The sequence below is a fragment of the Flaviramulus sp. genome, assembly GCF_982512915.1.
On record NZ_CEWOCJ010000005.1, the window covers coordinates 123,214 to 143,889 of the forward strand.

Consider the following 20,676-nt stretch of genomic DNA (forward strand, 5'->3'; position numbering starts at 1 on the left):
TTTAGATTATTTCTTGCTTTTTAATAGGGTGTTTTGCTCTTCCATTAAACTGGTTAGTTTTGCTAATAACCCAATGGCTTTTGGTGTTGTAACTGTATTATCATTCGCGTCTTGGGCTTTATTCCTAAGTTTATTCATAAACTTAACAATTATAAAAACAGTAAAACCTATTATGAAAAAGTCTAAAAAAGCCTCACCTAAAGCGCCATAACCAATAGCAACTTCTTCCCTAAGGATATAACCTTAGGCATTAGTTACAACTTCTTTTAAAATGATTTTTTTATCTTCAAAATTAACACCATCTGTTAAAAGTGATAATGGTGGCAAAAACACTTTTTTAACTAATACATCGATAACTTTATTGAAGGCAACACCAATAATAATACCAATGGCCATATCCATCATATTACCTTTTACTGCAAACTCTTTAAATTCTTTAAATAATTTCATACCTAAACTGTTTTTAAAAAAACAGCAAAGATAATTAGATTGAAATTACAAGTAAAATTATTAATTCAAAATAGCTTTTAAGGTATTACTTAGCAAAATGCTTTTTGAAACCTCTGTAGGCAAAGAAACCAAGTATGGTAACAATACCACACGCTATACCAATAAATTTAACACTCACTATTTGGTCTCCGCTAGCATAACTATGCAAGCCTGCTAAATAAAAATTAACACCAAAATACGTCATCATTATACTAGCAAAGGCTATAATTGACATGAGATTAAAAAACCAACGACCTCTTAAACCTGGTACTAATCGCATGTGGATTACAAAAGCATAAATCATGATGCTAATAAGTGCCCAAGTTTCTTTTGGATCCCAACCCCAGTAGCGTCCCCAACTTTCGTTTGCCCACATACCGCCTAAAAAGTTTCCAATGGTAAGCATGACTAAACCAACTGTTAATGCCATTTCATTAATTATGGTAAGCTCTTTAATGTTTAAATCCATTTTAAGTTTATTCTTTTCTGAAGTGAAAATCATTAAAAATAAACATACAACGCCTAAAATCATCCCTAAAGTAAATGGGCCATAACTTGCAACAATAACAGCCACGTGTATCATGAGCCAATAACTATTCAAAACAGGTTGAAGATTAGCAATAGCAGGATCCATCCAATTCCAGTGTGCAATCATTAAAATCATAGCGGTTACGAAAGCTGTAGAAGCTATTGTTAAATCACTTTTTCTTCCAAACGCTAAACCAAAAAACATAGTTGCCCAAGCTACATAAATCATAGACTCGTATGCATCACTCCAAGGTGCATGACCAGAGATATACCAACGAACTATTAAACCCGAAGTATGCAATAAAAACAATCCGAGAATAATCCACTTAAATACGTTTGTAGAAGTATTAAGTATTTTATTTTTATCCTTGAATATTTGAACAATAAGTAGCACGAATAAAAAACTACCAGCATATAAATACCAACTAAAAAGTTTTTTAAAAATGTCGTATTTGTTATAAAGTACTTCAGTGTTTATTTTGTCATCAGTAAGCATCACAGAACCACCATATTTATGTTGCGTTTTTTTGAACGCCTCTAAAAGTTTTGATGATTGGGAAAAATCTCCTGTTTGTTTTGCTTGGTTTAAGGTATATAAATAGGTTTTAAAACCATTTTTTACAAAATTACTATAGAGTGAATCTTGAATTTTTGTTGGGTCTTTTATAAACTCAAAAGTTGAAATCCATTTATTATTTTCATCATTCGGAATAGGAAAAATCTTTAAAGACATACCCTCAATCGTATTATATAATAAATTAACACGCTGATCTGTTTCCTTAAATTCTTTTTGAAAACCGTTAGGTACTTGTGCTTTGTAGGCTTCATCTAAATAAGGTGCTAATTTATAAGAACCTGTTTCAGAGAAAAAATCTGCAAGCGTCACATATTTTTCAGTTTTATCAACTCCAATAAGACTTCTTATAGAATCGCCTTTTTTTGGTTTCAAATAGATAATTGGAATATTATACCAAAGCATTGGACTTTCTTGCATCGACAAAAATACTTGGTTGGCATCAAAATCTTCATAAATATCACTTTTACTCAATTTACGAAGCATTTCTGAAGCATACGTATTAACTGGCATCATACGCCCGCTAAGATCTTGTATAACCAGATGACCAAATTCATCAGCTTGTTGCTTTGGAGTTATATTAGCCTTTAAAATAGAATCCATTTGAGCCTTTAGTGGTTTTGTATGATCGTGACCATCATCAGCTGTATGGGTTTGTGCAAAACTATTTAAGCTAAATAGTAACAATACAATAGAAGTTGCCTTTGCCTTTTTAGATTTTACTTTTTCAAGAAGTCTTTTTAAATCGCCAAAACGAGAATGTTTGCTAAACAGAATAGCCATTAGTCCAAAATAAAGCATCATGTAACCAATGTAGGTTAATAAAGTTCCCCAATAATCATGATTTACAGATAGTATAGTGCCTTTTTCATCTGGATCAAAACTAGATTGAAAAAAGCGATAACCACCATGATCTAAAATATTATTCATATAAATTTTATAATCATAACTTTCTTTAGGTTCATCAATCACAGTAACTTCACTAGAATAAGCCGAATAACCTCGTTCTGTACCAGGGTAACGTTCAGCCTCAAAATCATTCAACTTTAATGAAAAAGGTAACTCTAATACTTTAGAGCCGTATTTAAAAGCAAAGTCTAATCCGCCTACTGTAATCTGCTCAAAATTTCCATTTCTACCCATACCTCCAAGCAACCCAATGCTTTTTGTTTCTCCGTTTGTAGATACTTTTAAAACCACACCATCTTCATCATTTTTAAGTAATTGAGATTTTTGAACGATATCAAAAACGCCTTTTATAACAGGCTTTGGAAACACCAATTGCATATTACCAATAACGTATCTTGAACGTAAGTAAAGAGGTTGTAAACTATCTTTTACAAGTTTCCCTTGAGCCATAGTTGCCATGGTCATGTATTCACCTTCAAAAGGCGATAAAATACTTAACGAACTACCATCATAGGTAATATTTACAGCGCCTTCAGTAGGTTTATTAAGTGCGAAAAGGATGTTATGCATACTTTGTACTTCACCTAATTTCAAGAAATGGTTATGAGGTCCGTTCTCTCCAGCTTCAACAACTTTTAAATAGGATTCACCATTTTCATCAGGAATAATATCTTCTTCAGCACCAATAATAAATTTTTCTAATTTGATGGTTACTGGTTGTTGATCATATTTTGTTACAATTTCAAAATCATTATCCAAACGTCCTGAAAAATCAACTTTCTTCTCGAATGCTAAACGCTGTGGTAATCCATCAATCTCATAATCCCCATCAATGTATGCAGTAATGTAAGTTTCTCTTGATAAAAAGGTATTTTCTGTTTCTCCTTCTCTAATAGCCATCATGCCTTCAAAACTCACATAACGAGTAATAAAAGCACCTAAAAGAATAAATATGAACGCAATATGCAAGATAAATGTGGCCCACTTTTCTTTTTTGTAAAGTCTAAATCTCACAATATTACCTGCAAAATTGATGATAAAAAACACCATTATAGCTTCGAACCACCAAGCATTATAAATAAGATTCCGGGTGTAAGGCGTTGGGGATGTTTCTTGTCCTGCATCTAAAAAGGTACCAGCAGCCATAGCAACTGCAAACACAATAAACAAAATAGCAGTAAGTCTTGTAGAAAAAAGAATTTTGGCGAGTTTTTCTTGCATAATCATAGCCCTTTTAAAGGTCTTGCAAATTTAAGGATTAAAGTTTATTTTCAAGTGTTAAAGTATTCAAAAAAAGCATGATCTACTGCGGTACTTTTCTAAAAAGTAAAACCAATAATAGATTATTAAAAGAGATATCTGCAATAAAAAATTTAGATTCATAATTTTTATTCATAATTCGTTAGTATTTTAGCACTATGATTTCTGTAGTAATTCTTGGCGCAGGCAATGTAGCAACTCATCTGTTTAAAGCTTTTAATAAAGCTGAAAACATATCTGTTATTCAATGGTTTAACAGACATTTAGATCCAATTATTCAATACAATAAAACGGTTGACGTTACTGATGATTTAAATACACTTAAAGATGCAGATATTTACATCATTGCTGTTAGTGATGATGCTGTTGGCAAACTTTCTAAACAACTTCCTTTTGAAAATAGATTGGTAGTTCACACCTCAGGAAGTGTCAATGTTTACGATTTGGATAAAAAACACAAACGTGGTGTTTTATATCCTTTACAAACCTTTAGTAAAACTACCGAAATGGATTTTGCTTATGTACCAATTTGCATAGAAACTTTAGACAAAAAGAGTTATCCGATTTTAAAAAAATTGGCAGTAAGCATTGGCAGTCCAACTAAAAGAGTGAATAGTGACCAAAGAAGTGTGTTACATTTAGCAGCTGTTTTTGTAAATAATTTTACAAATCAGTTGTATCGAATTGGACATGAAATTACCGAGAGTGAAGGTGCAGAATTTGATTTACTCAAACCCCTAATTCTTGAAACTGCAAAAAAAATTCAAGATTTGTCGCCTTATATGGCCCAAACAGGACCTGCTAAAAGAAACGACAAAAAAACAATAAACAGGCATTTGAAACTTTTAACAAACGAACATCATAAAGAAACATACAAACTCTTAACCAAATCAATACAAATTACACATGGAAGAAAAAAGTTATAAAGAATATTTAGAACACATTACTACTTTTATTTTTGATGTAGATGGGGTTTTTACAGATGGATCTGTGATGGTTACTACCTCAGGGGAGTTAATTAGAACTATGAATGTAAAAGACGGTTATGCCCTTAAAGCAGCTCTAAATATGGGTTTTAACTTATGTATAATTTCTGCAGGAACAAATGAAGGTGTTAGAATTCGATTAAATGGTTTAGGAGTAAGTGATGTGTATTTAAACTCTCAAAATAAAATTGAACAATTACATGATTACTTAAATAAAAAGAATATCAAAACGGAAAATGTACTTTACATGGGAGATGATATTCCAGATTATCAGGTTATGAAAATTATTGGATTACCATGTTGCCCTCAAGATGCGGTACCTGAAATAAAAAATGTTTCAAAATATATTTCTCATAAAAAAGGAGGTAAAGGTGCTGTTCGCGATGTGATTGAACAAGTACTTAAAGTACAAGGAAAATGGCATACAGATATTCAAGCTAAAAATTGATTAATCTTTAAAATTGGAAAGAAAAAGCAGAAGACATAGCCCAGGTTTTGGATACATTGGTTTTGGTAATAGCCAGAGTGTATTTAATCAAAATTCTAAAAAAGCTTTTTCTGAGATTAAAGAAAAATTAAACAATGAAACTCATTTACATTATCAATTAGATTTTCTTCATAAAACACTTTCAAAAGAAGACAAAGAAAAAATAAAAAACAAAATAAGAAAATCACAAAAACGTAAAGCTAATAAAGCTTTGATTCTTACAATTATCTTATTATTTGCTGTGGTTTTTATAATTAAAATTTTTATTGACAGCCTCATGTCTAAACTATAAACCGCAACTTATGTTATCTTTTTTTAAGCTCATCCGTTGGAAAAACTTATTAATGATTGCATTAGTTCAATTACTCATAAAATATGGACTTTTAGAACCATTTGGGGCTGAAGTAAGTTTAAGTGAATTAGGTATCGCACTTTTAATTTTAGCAACGATATGTATAGCAGCAGCTGGTTATATAATTAACGATATTAATGATATAGAAACAGACTTTATAAACAAACCAAATAGTATTATTATTGGCAAAGAAATTTCGGAAAAGACAGCTTACACTTTTTTTATAGCACTAAATGTAGTTGGTGTTGGTATTGGCTTTTATTTGTCAAATACAGTAAACAGAGCGCCTTTTTTCTCTTTATTTGTTATTATTTCTGTTTTACTTTACATCTACGCTACCTACCTAAAAAGCACGCCTTTAATAGGAAATATTGTTATTTCAATACTCGTGGCATTAAGTATTATTATTGTTGGAATTTTTGAATTACTACCAGCTACAAATCCTATAAATCAAAAAATTCAGTTTACTTTTTTTAGAGTTATTTTTGATTATGCGCTGTTTGCTTTTTCAATAAATTTACTTCGAGAAATAACTAAAGACATTGAGGATATTGAGGGGGATACTGAGGCTAATTTAAATACTTTACCTATTGCCATTGGTAAAAATAGAACTATAACAATGTTAGCTATTTTAAATTTTATTCCTTTAATAGGAACTGTATTTTATGTCATCTCAACTCTTTACAAACAACCCATAGTTGTTGGCTATTTTTTAATTTTTATTGTGGCGCCTCTTCTCTATATCACCATAAAAACATTCAGTTCAGAAACAAAAAAAGACTACAATCTTTTAAGTAAAATGTATAAATTAGTTATGCTATTTGGCATGTTTTCATTACTTTTATACAAGTATGTTATACTTAATTAATGCTGTACGAAAAACTTAAAAACCATCACATCATATTAGCATCTGGTTCGCCAAGGCGACAGGCATTTTTTAAAGATTTGGGTTTAGATTTTGAAGTAAGATTAAAACCGGTAATTGAAGAATATCCCGAGCGTTTAAAACATTTTGAAATCAGTGATTATCTAGCTCAACTAAAAGCATTGCCTTACAAAAACGACTTAAGACCTATTGATATTTTAATAACCAGTGATACTATTGTTTGGAACGAAGGTAAAGCCTTAGGTAAACCCATTGATGAGTCCGATGCTTTTAAAATTTTAAAATCATTAAGTAATAAAACCCATGAGGTAATCACATCTGTTTGTTTTACAACTACAACCTTCGAAAAAACTTTATCTGACATTACAAAAGTGACCTTTAAAACTTTAAGTGACGAGGAAATTTTATACTACATAAACACTTGTAAACCTTTTGATAAAGCTGGGGCTTATGGTATTCAAGAATGGATTGGGCAAATAGGTGTGACAAAAATTGAAGGCTCTTATTTTAACGTTATGGGGTTGCCTGTGCATCTTGTTTACAAAACGTTAAATGCAATAGCAGCAACGCTTTAAGTTCGTAACTTTATAAAAAAAACCATCATGTTAAAAAAAGTTACTAAAATCAAACTTTCATTTTATACTATCCTAGTATTATTAACAGTGCTTTCTTCTTGTAAAAAACAAAATAAAGAAGTTGGTTATAACATAGAAAGCAAAATAGAGCATGAAACAGAACCAAAAAAAACTAAAGTAAAACTTACACCTGAATTTAAAGCCTATTGGTATGCTGGTGAAGCTGAAATTTCTTCTTATAAATTACAACAAGCACGTTATGGCGAAATGAGAGTGGGTTACGCTGTTTTAGTTTATGTTACCGAGGAGTTTTTACCAGAAAAACAAGTTAAAGCTGATTATAGAAGTTCTGAAAATATACCGGTTTTAAAACTAAATGCTACAAAAAATTTTCTAACTGGCATTTATCCGTACTCAATTATGCAGAGTACGTTTTATCCAATAGCTAATAATTACCATGCTTTAAAAGTATCGGCTTCTGTACAGGAATGGTGCGGACATGTATATACGCAACTTAATAATAAAGATCAATTTGAAATAACTTCTCATTCGTATTTCGGGAATGAAGGCGATCAAAATTTCACTTTAAAGAAAAGTATTTTAGAAAATGAATTATGGGTTCAGATAAGAATCAATCCAAAATCTTTGCCCGTAGGCGATTTAGAAATTATCCCCGCATTTGAATATACAAGATTAAGACACATTGATATAAAACCATATAAAGCTTTAGCTTCACTAAATAATAACACCTATTCCATTTCCTATCCTGAATTAAATAGAACCATCTCAATACAATTCAATCCTAAGTTCCCCTATGATATTTTTGAATGGTCAGAAACTTCTACAAGCAGTTTTGGTGACAATTTTGAAATGATGACTACAAAAGCCACCTTGTTAAAAACCATAAAATCTCCCTACTGGCAAAAAAATCATAATGAAGACGAAAAACTCAGAGAAACACTACTTTTAAATTAAACTGATTTAATTATGATATGTATCTTTGTATAAACCTCAAACCATATTTATGTTTATAAACGACTACAAAAATGAATTAATTATTAGTCTAATAGTCATAATTTCATTGTTGATTTTAAGATTTATAACACAATTTACAGTAACAAAAATTGCTAAAAGAAACGATATTAATGATGCCAGAATAAGACTCATCAGACGTTACATAACGGTAACCATTTTTTTTATAGGCATATTAATTGAAGCTTTAGTTTTCGGGACAGAATTTCATGATTTAGCCGTTATTTTCTCCTCTGTATTTGCTGTAATAGGGATTGGTTTATTTGCAATATGGTCTATTTTAAGTAACATAACTTCTGGTATTATCATGTTTTTTAACTTTCCTTATAAAGTAGGAGATAAAATAGAAATACATGATAAAGATTTCCCCATAACCGCAATTATTGAAGATATTAGAGCGTTTCAAATACACTTACGACTTGAAAATGGTGATTTGGTAACCTATCCAAACAATCTTATGTTACAAAAAGCAGTTACACTAATCAAAAAAGATGCGATTGATGATATCTTGGATGATGGTAGTGATGCTGTATAAATATTACATATATTTATATAATAATGCTACAAATGTCTAAAAAAATAAGAAGCCAAAAATCCAAAAAAAAAGTAGGTCAAATACCTGGCAGCGTTATATATACTGGAGAAAAATCTAATCAAAAATTATTTATAGAAGCATTCGATTACACGAAAGATTACGTTGTTGAAAAAGAACTTACCAACGTTGAAGAATGTTTTGATTTTGAAGAAGGCTCTATTACTTGGATTAACATAAATGGTTTAAACCACGTAAAAGCCATCGAAAAAATTGGAGAACATTACGAGTTACACCCTTTAGTACTTGAAGATATAGTTAACATCTCACAGCGTCCAAAAATTGATGAGTACGATGATTATCTTTTTGTAGTCTTAAAAATGTTGTATTATGATGCTAACGAAAAAATAGTCTCAGAACAAGTAAGTTTTATATTAGGTAAAGATTACGTTTTATCGTTTCAAGAATCTGAAGGGGATGTATTTGATTCTGTTAGAGAGCGCATTAGACATGCCAAAGGGCGTGTACGCTCCATGAAGTCCGATTATTTACTTTACGTTTTAATTGATGCCGTTGTAGACCATTATTTTAGTGTTATAGAAATTTTAGGTGACAAAATTGAAGACTTCGAAACCGAAATATTTTCAGGCAATGTTAAAGAAGATATCAGCAAAGAAATTCAAGATTTAAAACGCGAAATATTACGCGTACGTCGCGCCATTTTTCCACTACGCGAAGTGCTAAACCGGATAGAAAAAAACGAAAGTGCGCTTGTCGATCCAAAAACACACACCTACTACCGGGATATTTACGACCATTTAATACAAGTCTCAGAAAACATTGACATATACCGTGAAATGATTTGGAGTTTAATGGATATGTACATGACAACCATTAGCAATAAAATGAACGAAGTCATGAAAGTACTTACCATAATGGCATCCATTTTTATCCCGTTAACCTTTATTGCAGGTGTATATGGCATGAATTTCGAATACATCCCAGAACTAAAATACAAAAACGCCTATTTCGTCCTTTGGGGCGTTATGATTGTGATATTTTTAGGGATGCTACTCTATTTTAAAAGAAAAAAGTGGTTATAAACAATCATTTTTTTGCGTTACCTTAAGGTCAGGCTATCCGATGCATCTTTTTTTCGTACCTCAAAAAAGGATGCCGCTACTATCCTTAACGCAAACAAAAAAAACAAACTTGCAACCTTACAAAACCATTAGTAAGCAAACAGGTTGCAAATTTGTAACCGCTAAGCTATTTATCAATTGATTTAGTCAGAAAAAACAACTAAATTCGTTTATTATTAGATATAAAACAATAAAACGATTTCATATCTTGACGTTAAACGAGCTAAAAAACAAATAGCATTCAACATCAAGCGTTAAATAAAAACTAAAACCAAGATAATCGTTGGTTTCTTTTTTATATTTGGTTTTTAGCTAAACCAAAAACATGAATAAACGTTTATTTTTAATATTTATAGGTCTTTTAACTACATCATTTTCACAAGCACAAAAACCAAAAACCCCTGCATCTTCAGAGATTTACGAATCTATTCAAAAACTAAATTTTTTAGGTTCAGTACTGTATGTAGCTGCACATCCAGATGATGAAAACACGAGGTTAATCTCCTACATGGCTAACCAAGAAAAAGCAAGAACTGCTTATTTATCATTAACTCGAGGTGATGGCGGTCAAAATCTTATTGGTCCAGAAATTAGAGAACTTTTAGGAGTTATTAGAACGCAAGAATTATTGGCTGCAAGAGGTGTTGATGGTGGCGAACAGCTATTTACTAGAGCCAACGATTTTGGTTATTCTAAACATCCTGATGAAACCTTAAGTATTTGGAATAAAGAGCAAGTTTTAAGCGATGTGGTTTTAGCCATTAGAAAGTTTAAACCAGATGTGATTATTAATAGATTTGATCACAGAACACCTGGCTCTACACACGGACATCACACAAGTTCTGCCATGTTAAGTATGGAGGCTTTTGATTTAGTTAATAATAAAGAGGCGTATCAAGAGCAACTAAAAAAAGTGAATGTATGGCAGCCTAAACGTATTTTTTTTAACACAGGTTGGTGGTTTTTTGGAAGTGAAGAAAATTTTGAAAAAGCTGATAAAAGTAATTTAATAAGTTTTGATGTTGGCGTGTATTATCCTATAAAAGGATTATCAAACAACGAGGTAGCATCCTTAGCCAGTAGCCAGCATTTATGCCAAGGTTTTGGAAGGTTAGCACAACGTGGCTCTCAAAACGAATACATCGAATTTTTAAAAGGAGCACCTTTATTAGGTGATAATGATGTTTTTGCAGGAATCGATACCAGCTGGAACCGTGTAAAAGGCGGTAAAGCTATTGGAGATATTTTATATGAATTAGAAAACAATTTTAATTTTAAAAATCCTTCGTCACACATGTCACAACTTCTTGAGGCTTATAAATTAATTGATAAGCTAGAAGATGAACATTGGAAAACACAAAAAATAAATCAGTTAAAATCCATCATGGAAATGTGTGCTGGTTTGTACTTAGAAGCTTCAGCAGAAACGAATTGGGCAACTCCTGGTGAGTTAATAAAACTAAATGTTGAAGTTTTAAACCGTAGTAATAAAAATATAACGTTGGAGAGTTTTGAGAGTTCGAATGGGTTAAAAGTTATCAAACAAATCCCGCTAAAAGAAAACACAAAATATGGCTTCAACGAAAGTTTAATTATTGATAAAAATCAAAATATTACAACACCTTATTGGTTAAGCGAAAAAGGCTCTTTGGGCATGTACAAAGTATTAAATGATGCTTTAATTGGCTTACCTGAAACGCCTAGAGATTTAAAAATTGATTTCAATCTTTTAATTAATAATGTGCCTATAACGTTTACTAAAGTTATCATTCAGCGTTACTCAAAACCAGATAAAGGTGAATTGTATCTCCCTTTTGAAATCATACCTGCGGCATCAGCAAAAATAAACGAAAAAGTAATCATTTTTGATAACGATAAACAACGTGAGATTAAAGTGGTTGTGAAATCTGGCCGCAATAATATACAAGGTTTTATTGATATTGCACATCCTAAAGAATGGAGTGTGTATCCTGAAAAACAAAAAATTGAGATTAAAAATAAAGGAGAAGAACAAACACTCGTTTTCACGATTATTCCTCCCAAAAATCAAAGTGAAGGATTGATAACGCCTATGGTGCATATTGACGATAGCGTTTATACCAAAGAACTTATTGAGATTGGTTATGAGCACATTCCTTTCCAAACAGTTTTATTACCAAGTGAGTCTAAAATTGTACGTTTAGATATTAAAAAGAAAGGTGATAACATTGGTTATATACAAGGTGCTGGCGATGTGGTACCTGAAAGTTTAGAGCAAATTGGATATAACGTAAGAATTTTAGAACCCGAAGAAATTAACGGTGAAAATTTAAGTAATTTAGATGCTATTGTAGTTGGTATTAGAGCATTCAACACACTAGAAACTTTAAAGTTTAAGCAACAACAATTGTTTGATTTTGTTGCCAATGGCGGTAATATGATTGTGCAATATAATACAAGTCGTGGTTTACAGGTTGATAATTTAGCACCTTACGATTTGAAATTATCGAGAGATCGTGTAACTGATGAGAATTCGGAAGTACGTTTTTTAAATCCTAATCACGAGATATTAAACTCCCCAAATACCATTACCAAAAAAGATTTTGAAGGCTGGACGCAAGAACGTGGTTTATATTTTCCAGATAGTTGGTCTGAGGCGTTTACCCCTATTCTTTCAATGAATGATAAAGATGAAACCCCAAAAGATGGTAGTCTTTTGGTTGCAAAACATGGTAAAGGTTATTATATTTATACAGGTTTGAGCTTTTTTAGAGAGTTCCCAGAAGGTGTATCTGGCGCTTACCGCTTATTTGCAAATATGCTTTCTATTGGTAAAGAAAATCTTAAACTAGAAGCTAAACTAAACGATTAAAGATGACTGAAGACCATGAAAAAAAACAACCTTGGTTAAAACTCTACTCCATAGTTTTAATTACAAATGCCATTTATATCATTATATTTTATCTAATCATGCAAGCCTTTTAAATCATGCAAACTTTAGATTGGATAGATTGGGCAGTACTTATAGCCACCTTATTAACAATTGTTGGCTATGGTACTTGGAAAACCAGGAATAGCACAAGCGTGCAAGATTATCTAAAAGGTGGCAATACCTCAAAATGGTGGACTATAGGTTTATCGGTTATGGCAACTCAAGCCAGCGCTATAACTTTTTTATCTACTACAGGACAAGCTTTTTCTGATGGCATGGGATTTGTTCAATTTTACTTTGGCTTACCTATAGCCATGGTAGTTATTTGTATGGTTTTTATTCCGCTCTATCATCGCTTAAAAGTTTATACAGCTTATGAGTTTTTAGAAAATCGTTTCGATTTAAAAACCAGAAGTCTTACTGCCATTTTATTTTTAATTCAACGAGGGTTATCTGCAGGCATCACCATTTTTGCACCTGCCATAATTTTATCAATTGTTTTAGGTTGGAATATTATAACCCTAAACATTATTATTGGTTTACTCGTCATTGTCTACACCGTTTCTGGAGGTACGAAAGCAGTAACCGTAACTCAAAAACAACAAATGTTCGTCATTTTTGCTGGTATGTTAGCAGCTTTAGTTGTGATTTTAACTTTAATTCCTGAAGATGTTTCTTTTACAAAAGCTTTAGATATTGCAGGTGCTAATGGCCGTATGGAAGTTTTAGATTTTTCATTTGATTTGGAAAACAGATATACGGTTTGGTCTGGATTAATAGGAGGTACTTTTTTGGCTTTAGCTTATTTTGGTACTGATCAAAGTCAGGTACAGCGCTATCTTTCAGGGAAATCAAAAAAAGAGATGCAAATGGGATTAATTTTTAATGGTTTATTAAAAGTGCCCATGCAATTTTTTATTTTAATAGTAGGTGTTATGGTTTTTGTATTTTATCAATTTAATCCAGCACCATTAAATTTTATAGATGCTTCAACTAATAAGGTCTTAGCCTCAGAGTATTCTAAACAATATCAAGAACTTCAAGAAGAACAAAATAAGTTATTCAACAGAAAAAAAGAATTAAGTATTCAACTTTCAAATAGTGAAAACGAAAGTTTACGTAAAGATTTATTTGTTTTAGATAGTATTGATAAATCTCACCGCTTACAATCAAAATATTTAATCAAAAGAGCTATTGACACCTCTTATGCAAACTCCTATGATAAACTAAATGCTGAATTAAATACATTTGAGGTATATAGTGCAGTTTACAAAGAAAAAAAGGAAGCGCTGAATACCTTATACAAAGCAGCTGCTAAAGACACCGAAACGAATGACAGAGATTATATGTTTATTTCGTTTATACTAAAATATTTACCAAAAGGCCTTATTGGACTCCTACTTGCTGTTATTTTAAGTGCAGCCATGTCTTCAACAGCCTCTGAAATTAATGCTTTAGCTACCATAACTTCGATTGATTTATATGGTCGAAATTTAAAGGAAGAAAAGGATGATGATCATATGGTAAAGGCTACTAAAATATTTACATTTATTTGGGGGTTAATTGCTATTGTTATTGCTTGTTTTGCAAATCTTGCTGAAAATTTAATTCAACTAGTAAACATAATCGGATCTATATTTTACGGGAATGTTTTAGGTATATTCCTTTTAGCATTCTTCATAAAATTTGTAAAAGGAAATGCTGTTTTTTTGGCTGCTATCATTACTCAAATTATAGTAATTGTTGGTTGGTGGTTTAATTGGATGCCTTATTTATGGCTAAATTTATTTGGCTGTATTTTAGTAATAGTTACTGCGCTTTTAATACAATTAATACAAAAAGAAAATGTCAAAATATCATAAAGTAATCAATTGGGGTATTATTGGGTTAGGTTCTATTGCTCATAAATTTGCACAAGATTTAATAAAGCTAGAGCATACTAAATTGTATGCTGTAGCTTCAAGAACGCAAGAAAAAGCAACTGATTTTGCCAATAAATATGATGCAACAAAGGCCTATTCTAGTTATGAAGATTTAGTAAACGATCCCTTTATTGAGGCTGTTTATATAGCAACTCCGCATATTTTACATAAAGAAAACACCATACTTTGCCTAAATAAAGGTAAAGCTGTTTTATGTGAAAAACCTTTTGCAATGAATGCTATCGAGGTAAAAGACATGATAGCTTCTGCAAAAAAGAATAACACCTTATTGATTGAAGCCTTGTGGACTTATTTTTTACCACATTATCAATTTGTAGTTGATGCTTTAAAACATAAAACCTATGGTGACCTGTTAAATATGGAAGCCAGTTTTGGGTTTTACAGAGATTTTGATGGTGAAGCTAGACTATTTAAAAAAGAACTTGGCGGTGGTAGTTTATTAGATATAGGTATTTACCCGATATTTGCAGCACTTTCAACCATAGGTAAGCCACAAAGTATAGAGGCAAATGCCACATTTTTTGATAATGGTGCAGACTCTTCTTGTGAAATGGTTTTTAATTATGATAACAATATCAAGGCAAAATTGACTGCTTCACTCCTTGAAAATTTACCCTGCGAGGCTATTTTTAAGTGTGAATTAGCAACTATTAAAATTAATAGAATGTTTCACAGTCCTGCTACTTTGTCAATCATAAAAGATGGAAAAGAAGATATCAAAGATTTCAATTACAAAACCATTGGGTATAACTACGAAATACTTCATTTTAATAAGCTTCTTCGAGAGGGCAAAAAAGAAAGCGATATCATGACTTTCGATTTTAGTAAAAATCTTATCAGTCTATTAGATGATGTTAGAAACCTTATTAACCTTCATTACTAAATCTTAAAAGTATAGTTCTTGAGTCTTTAAGTTAATTTTATTTGTCTATATGTAAAGTTTGTTTTACTTTTGAAAAATCAATCATATTAATCAATTATAAAACGAACAAATGAAAACACATTATTTATTACCAAACAAGTACAAAAAAATTGGATGGGTACTTTTTATTTTAGGCATACTATTAGGTCTGGTATTACAAATTTTTGATTTTGAAGAAGACGCTTTATTCGATTTTAATTTTATTGATAATTTAGGGTTTGAATTTTTAGATGAAATTATATGTATTCTCATCATATTTGGTGGTCTTTTGGTAGGATTCACTAAAGAAAAAATTGAAGATGAGTTTATTTACAAACTCCGAAACGATTCCTTGGTTTGGGCTATTATACTAAACTATGTAGTTTTATTACTCACAGTGATATTTATTTACGAAGACAACTTTTTTACCGTTTTAGTTTACAATATGTTTACGCCATTAATTTTCTTCATCATTCGATTTAATTTTTTAAAACTAAAATCTGATAGCGATGAAGAATAATATTAAAGTACAACGTGCCATATTTGATATGACACAAGCAGATTTAGCTAATAAAATAGGTGTTAGTAGGCAAACAATCAATGCCATGGAAAAAAATAAATATGTACCATCTACAGTTCTATCACTTAAAATCTCCAAACTCTTTAAAAAGCCAGTAGAAGAAATTTTCTTTTTAGATGATGAAGATTAACTCCATAAAAAAACGCAACTAAAATTGGTTGCGTTTTTTTTATTTTGTAATCCAGAAACTACATAGCTCCCCACTCTTTCAAGGAATCTTTATTCATTTTAACATAATCAGCATTTCCAGCTATTTCAGCACCAGCTAAAGATTTTTTAGCAGTTTCAATAGCTGCTTTTTTATCACCAGCTTTAGCATAAATTAACGATTGTTGTCTTAATTGCCAATAAGCAGGTTTTTCAACCATAGACATAGCTTTATCCATCCATTCTTTTGCTTGCTTAATATCTTTATCTGTAGTAGCATAATAAACAGCAGCACTGTAATAATCATTTGCAGTTGGTCCATTCATTACTTTTTTAAGACTAGCCAAAACAATATCATCTGTAGGCACAGTAAATGGCACTCCAACAGCTGTTTTCTCCCAAACTATATCTAAAGTAGCACCGTTGGTAGTTATATTATTAATATCAATTGTAAAAGTTTCTACATCAAAAGGAAACTTATTTACTTCAGCTTTAACTCTAGCAGCCACTTTAGTTTCATCTAAGTTAGCTGGAGCACCTCCACCTTCAAATTCAGTGTAAAAAATAATATCCCAAGTATCAACTGCAGGAACAGAAAATATGGCATACGTTCCAGCTTTAAGAGTAGTTCCATCTACTACCACATCGGTACTAAAAGTTACTTTTGTTCTTGCATTAGCACCAGTTCTCCATAATTTTCCAAAAGGCACTAAATGACCAAAAATAGTTCGCCCTTTCATACTTGGGCGCGAGTAATCTAAACTCACAGTAGTTAAACCTACCATTTGTTCCATTTTAGAAGCAGGACTTGGTGCAGGTGTTAAAATCTGAGCATTTACAGTACCCATCGTACCAAATGCTAATAATAGTAATAGTAGTTTTTTCATTTTAAAAAGTGTTAAATAATTTAAGTTTTATGTTTGCATAAAATTACGGATACAAATTTCTTTAAATGTTAACCAAACCATAAAATAAGGTATTGTATATTTGTTCAAAATATTTTTTTTAACGTTACTAAAATGGTCGGACTTTACACTATATATTTTGCAAAAAAAAGCAAAATGATACCACTCAAATCCTTAACGAAAACAAGTTAAAATATGAAACAATTTTACTCCGAAACCTTAGGAACATTTGCTATGATATTTTGTGGTTGTGGTGCCATGACTATTAACGAAATAACCAATAATAGCATTTCACATGTTGGGGTAGCAATCACCTGGGGTCTTATAGTAATGGCGATGATTTATGCCTTTGGAGAAGTTTCTGGAGCACATTTTAACCCTGCAGTAACTATAGGTTTTGCTTTTGCAAAAAAATTCTCATGGAAAAAAGTGCCATCATATATTTTAGCGCAAGCCATTGGAGCGATTTTAGCCATTTTTGTTTTATGTATTTTATTTCCCGAAAGCCAATTTTTAGGAGAAACTACACCTAAAGATGGTTTTCCTTCATACAAAGCAGCTATTTTAGAATTTATACTTACCTTTTTTTTGATGGTAGTTATTATTAATGTATCAACAGGTAGTAAAGAAATTGGATCAATGGCTGCTGTAGCAGTTGGTGGTGTTATACTTTTAGAGGCTATGTTTGCTGGTCCCATAACAAAAGCTTCAATGAATCCTATTCGCTCTATCGCCCCTGCCCTTTTTACAGGTAATTTCCAATATTTATGGCTTTATATTACCGCTCCTATATTAGGTGCTATTAGTGCTGTGTCAAGCTGCAAATTAGTTAAAGACAACCAGTGTTGTTAAATTTAACTTAAAGTTTAAATTTATTTTGTTTAACAATTATAGTAATTAGTTAAACGTTTTGTATCTTTACCGTAAATTTAAAACTTATGGCAAAGAAAAAAACAATTACCAAAAATGACATCATTTCATTTTACATGGAATATGTTTTAGAATATGACCAAAACCCAAAATCTGTATTTGTTTTTTCTAAAATAAATAATTTTGAGGAAGTTAAATTTTACGAACACTTCTCATCATTCGAAGCTGTTGAGAAAGGTATTTTTGAAGCATTTCTAACAAACTCAATAGAAACACTTCATAAAAGCGAAGATTACAAAATTTTTGATTCAAGAAATAAACTATTAAGCTTTTATTTCACTTTTTTTGAGAATTTAACAGCCAATAGAAGTTATGTTAAACATGTGCTTTATAAATATAAAAATAATTTAAAGGGTTTGCAAACACTATCTGTTTTAAAACAACATTTCACCAATTACATTGGAGATTTAGAAATACAAATGTTAGATGTTAAGCAAGCACAAATTGAAAAAATTCAAGAAAAAACTTTAAAAGAAACTGCTTGGTTTCAATTGTTATTAACTATAAAATTCTGGTTAGACGATACCTCTTCATCATTTGAGAAAACAGACATATTTATTGAGAAGTCTGTTAATACAAGTTTTGATGTTTTAGATATTGCACCTCTTAAAAGTGTCATAGATCTTGGGAAATTCTTATTCAAAGAAAAATTTCAAATGAACTAATATATATTAATGAAAACCATAGATAAAATACCTACTTCAAAAATTCAACGTGCTAGTAAATTAGTTTCTACAGGAGCTAAAGTTGGTGTGAATTATTTAAAATATTATGGCGACAAAATAATAAATACAGAAATAGAGGCAAAGGAACGTCTAAATAAAAGTAACGCTTCTGATATTTATGATGGTTTAAAGCAACTAAAAGGAAGTGCTTTAAAAGTAGCACAAATGCTAAGTATGGAAAAAAGCATTTTGCCACAAGCATATGTAGAGAAATTTTCGTTAGCACAATTTTCTGTACCACCATTATCACCACCACTAGTTATAAAAACATTTAAAAAATATTTTGGAGAACACCCAAATGAATTATTCGATACTTTCAACGCAACTTCTGTAAACGCTGCCAGCATCGGTCAGGTGCATATAGCAGAAAAAAATGGGAAAAAACTTGCTGTGAAAATCCAATACCCAGGAGTTGCGGAAAGTATTGCTTCAGATTTAGCTATGGTAAAACCTATTGCAATGAGTATGTTTAATATAAAAGGTAAAGATTCTGATAAATATTTTAAAGAGGTTGAAAACAAATTAGTTGAAGAAACAAATTATATTTTAGAAGTTGAACAAAGTAAAGAAATTGCTTTAGCTTGTAAACACATTCCTAACTTAAAATTTCCAATTTATTACGAAGATTTATCATCAGAAAGAATAATTACTATGGATTATATGGAAGGTGAGCATCTTTCAGAATTTACAGCTTATAATACAAATCAGGAAAAATCAAATAAATTAGGGCAAGCACTTTGGGACTTTTATATGTTTCAAATTCATACACTTAAAAAAGTACATGCAGACCCACATCCTGGAAACTTTTTAATATCAGAAGAAGGAGAATTAATAGCTTTAGATTTTGGATGTATGAAATCCATTCCTATGGAATTTTACACACCTTATTTTGAGTTAGCTAAGAAGGAGATTATTAATGATAGTAATCATTTTACATCTAAGTTATATGAGCTTGAAATATTAAGAAATGATGATAGTAAAGAAGAATTAGAGTTTTTCACCAACATGTTCCTCGAAATGTTAAGCTTATTTACACAACCTTTTCATTCAGAAGTTTTTGATTTTTCAAATGTTGATTTTTTTGGAAAAATAGCTGAATTGGGTGAGCGATACTCAAAAAGTACAGATTTAAAAAAGATGAATGCCAATAGAGGTTCTAAACATTTTATCTATATAAATAGAACCTTCTTCGGGCTATACAATTTAATGTTTGATTTAAAAGCTCAACATATTAAAATTAATAATTTCAAAAGCTTATAATGACTTATTTTAGTGAAGAAGCTATACAAAACCTTGAACATATTTATAAAATTAACCTTATAAATTGTTGTTCCGGTTATAAATCAGCAAATTTGATTGGCACAAAATCTGCTAACGGTATTGAAAATGTGGCTGTATTTAGTTCTGTTACTCACATAGGTTCCAGTCCAGCAATGTTAGGTTTTTTTTTACGGCCAAATACGGTTATAAGAAATACCTACGAAAACCTTAAAGAAACAGGTTTTTATACAATTAATCACATCCACAAAAGTATTCTTGAAGATGCTCACCACACATCTGCAAAATATGATAGTTCTATTTCAGAATTTGATGTCACAAATTTAATTTCAGAATACATAAATGATTTTTATGCGCCATTTGTAAAAGATACTCCAATTAAAATGGCAATGCAATTTGTTGAAGAATATGACATTAAGGCAAATAATACCATCCTAGTTATTGGTAAAATAATAGGTTTATATATTAATGATGAATTAATAGAAAATGATGGATTTGTAAATCTTCCTAAGGCTGAAATAGCAGCAATAAATGGATTAGACGGTTATTCGATTCCGGAAAATAAAATTCGTTTTGGTTATCAAAGACCGAAATCTTAATTCTT

Annotated in this window: 19 protein-coding genes and 1 pseudogene; 17 read left to right on the forward strand and 3 right to left on the reverse strand. The window is 30.9% G+C overall.

All coding sequences use genetic code 11. The features are described from left to right. Nucleotides 1-6: 6 nt before the first annotated feature. Both mscL and AC1XJX_RS05365 read right to left on the reverse strand, forming a co-directional pair. Nucleotides 7-450 (reverse strand): annotated as a pseudogene (mscL, locus tag AC1XJX_RS05360) (large conductance mechanosensitive channel protein MscL). Nucleotides 451-535: 85 nt separating this feature from the next. Beyond that, nucleotides 536-3,721 (reverse strand): cytochrome c biogenesis protein, encoded by a 3,186-nt coding sequence (locus AC1XJX_RS05365; protein WP_482002936.1) that lies wholly within the window; start codon nt 3,719-3,721, stop codon nt 536-538. Nucleotides 3,722-3,918: 197 nt separating this feature from the next. Between AC1XJX_RS05365 and AC1XJX_RS05370 the strand changes: the two genes are divergently transcribed. The 13 genes from AC1XJX_RS05370 to AC1XJX_RS05430 all read left to right on the forward strand — a co-directional run bounded on the left by AC1XJX_RS05370 (nt 3,919) and on the right by AC1XJX_RS05430 (nt 16,217). Next, nucleotides 3,919-4,686, forward strand: a complete 768-nt coding sequence (locus tag AC1XJX_RS05370; RefSeq protein WP_482002937.1) for a Rossmann-like and DUF2520 domain-containing protein — start codon at nt 3,919-3,921, stop codon at nt 4,684-4,686. Beyond that, a complete protein-coding gene (locus AC1XJX_RS05375; protein WP_482002938.1) occupies nt 4,667-5,194 on the forward strand; it encodes a KdsC family phosphatase in 528 nt (175 codons plus the stop codon). Before AC1XJX_RS05370 ends, AC1XJX_RS05375 begins: the two co-directional genes overlap by 20 nt. A 13-nt stretch (nt 5,195-5,207) precedes the next feature. Next, on the forward strand, nt 5,208-5,525 hold the full coding sequence (locus AC1XJX_RS05380) for a death domain-containing protein (protein WP_482002939.1): 318 nt from the start codon (nt 5,208-5,210) through the stop codon (nt 5,523-5,525). 10 nt (nt 5,526-5,535) lie between these two features. After that, nucleotides 5,536-6,453, forward strand: coding sequence for a geranylgeranylglycerol-phosphate geranylgeranyltransferase (locus AC1XJX_RS05385; protein ID WP_482002940.1), 918 nt, complete (start codon nt 5,536-5,538; stop codon nt 6,451-6,453). Continuing rightward, complete coding sequence (locus AC1XJX_RS05390; RefSeq protein WP_482002941.1) at nt 6,453-7,046, forward strand: Maf-like protein; 594 nt, start codon at nt 6,453-6,455, stop codon at nt 7,044-7,046. The genes AC1XJX_RS05385 and AC1XJX_RS05390 overlap by 1 nt, the downstream gene beginning before the upstream one ends. 27 nt (nt 7,047-7,073) lie before the next feature. Beyond that, nucleotides 7,074-8,021, forward strand: coding sequence for a septum formation inhibitor Maf (locus AC1XJX_RS05395; protein WP_482002942.1), 948 nt, complete (start codon nt 7,074-7,076; stop codon nt 8,019-8,021). A 49-nt stretch (nt 8,022-8,070) separates the two neighbouring features. Next, a complete protein-coding gene (locus tag AC1XJX_RS05400) occupies nt 8,071-8,613 on the forward strand; it encodes a mechanosensitive ion channel domain-containing protein (RefSeq protein ID WP_482002943.1) in 543 nt (180 codons plus the stop codon). Nucleotides 8,614-8,645: 32 nt separating this feature from the next. Continuing rightward, on the forward strand, nt 8,646-9,713 hold the full coding sequence (gene corA, locus AC1XJX_RS05405; RefSeq protein ID WP_482002944.1) for a magnesium/cobalt transporter CorA: 1,068 nt from the start codon (nt 8,646-8,648) through the stop codon (nt 9,711-9,713). A gap of 364 nt (nt 9,714-10,077) precedes the next feature. Continuing rightward, nucleotides 10,078-12,603, forward strand: a complete 2,526-nt coding sequence (locus tag AC1XJX_RS05410; RefSeq protein ID WP_482002945.1) for a PIG-L family deacetylase — start codon at nt 10,078-10,080, stop codon at nt 12,601-12,603. Nucleotides 12,604-12,719: 116 nt separating this feature from the next. Then, nucleotides 12,720-14,525 carry a sodium:solute symporter family transporter gene (locus AC1XJX_RS05415; protein ID WP_482002946.1) on the forward strand — a complete coding sequence of 602 codons (1,806 nt, stop codon included), beginning with the start codon at nt 12,720-12,722 and terminating at the stop codon, nt 14,523-14,525. Next, entirely contained in the window at nt 14,509-15,489 is a 981-nt protein-coding gene (locus AC1XJX_RS05420) for a Gfo/Idh/MocA family protein (RefSeq protein ID WP_482002947.1), read from the forward strand. Before AC1XJX_RS05415 ends, AC1XJX_RS05420 begins: the two co-directional genes overlap by 17 nt. Nucleotides 15,490-15,598: 109 nt before the next feature. Further along, the gene (locus AC1XJX_RS05425) at nt 15,599-16,027 is read left to right on the forward strand and encodes a hypothetical protein (RefSeq protein WP_482002948.1); all 429 of its coding nucleotides are present in this window, start codon (nt 15,599-15,601) and stop codon (nt 16,025-16,027) included. After that, nucleotides 16,017-16,217: a helix-turn-helix transcriptional regulator gene (locus AC1XJX_RS05430; protein ID WP_482002949.1), complete on the forward strand. Its 201-nt coding sequence runs from the start codon at nt 16,017-16,019 to the stop codon at nt 16,215-16,217. The genes AC1XJX_RS05425 and AC1XJX_RS05430 overlap by 11 nt, the downstream gene beginning before the upstream one ends. Nucleotides 16,218-16,275: 58 nt before the next feature. Here the strand turns inward: AC1XJX_RS05430 and AC1XJX_RS05435 are convergent, their stop codons facing one another. Next, nucleotides 16,276-17,121, reverse strand: a complete 846-nt coding sequence (locus AC1XJX_RS05435; RefSeq protein ID WP_482002950.1) for a DUF2911 domain-containing protein — start codon at nt 17,119-17,121, stop codon at nt 16,276-16,278. A gap of 213 nt (nt 17,122-17,334) precedes the next feature. On the opposite strand from AC1XJX_RS05435, the gene AC1XJX_RS05440 reads away from it, so the two are divergent. The 4 genes from AC1XJX_RS05440 (at nt 17,335) to AC1XJX_RS05455 (ending at nt 20,671) form a co-directional block, all read left to right on the forward strand. Beyond that, nucleotides 17,335-17,991: an MIP/aquaporin family protein gene (locus AC1XJX_RS05440; RefSeq protein WP_482002951.1), complete on the forward strand. Its 657-nt coding sequence runs from the start codon at nt 17,335-17,337 to the stop codon at nt 17,989-17,991. A gap of 86 nt (nt 17,992-18,077) precedes the next feature. Beyond that, nucleotides 18,078-18,734 (forward strand): TetR family transcriptional regulator C-terminal domain-containing protein, encoded by a 657-nt coding sequence (locus tag AC1XJX_RS05445; RefSeq protein WP_482002952.1) that lies wholly within the window; start codon nt 18,078-18,080, stop codon nt 18,732-18,734. A gap of 9 nt (nt 18,735-18,743) precedes the next feature. Beyond that, nucleotides 18,744-20,054 carry an ABC1 kinase family protein gene (locus tag AC1XJX_RS05450; RefSeq protein ID WP_482002953.1) on the forward strand — a complete coding sequence of 437 codons (1,311 nt, stop codon included), beginning with the start codon at nt 18,744-18,746 and terminating at the stop codon, nt 20,052-20,054. Next, complete coding sequence (locus AC1XJX_RS05455; protein WP_482002954.1) at nt 20,054-20,671, forward strand: flavin reductase family protein; 618 nt, start codon at nt 20,054-20,056, stop codon at nt 20,669-20,671. The genes AC1XJX_RS05450 and AC1XJX_RS05455 overlap by 1 nt, the downstream gene beginning before the upstream one ends. Nucleotides 20,672-20,676: the final 5 nt, after the last annotated feature.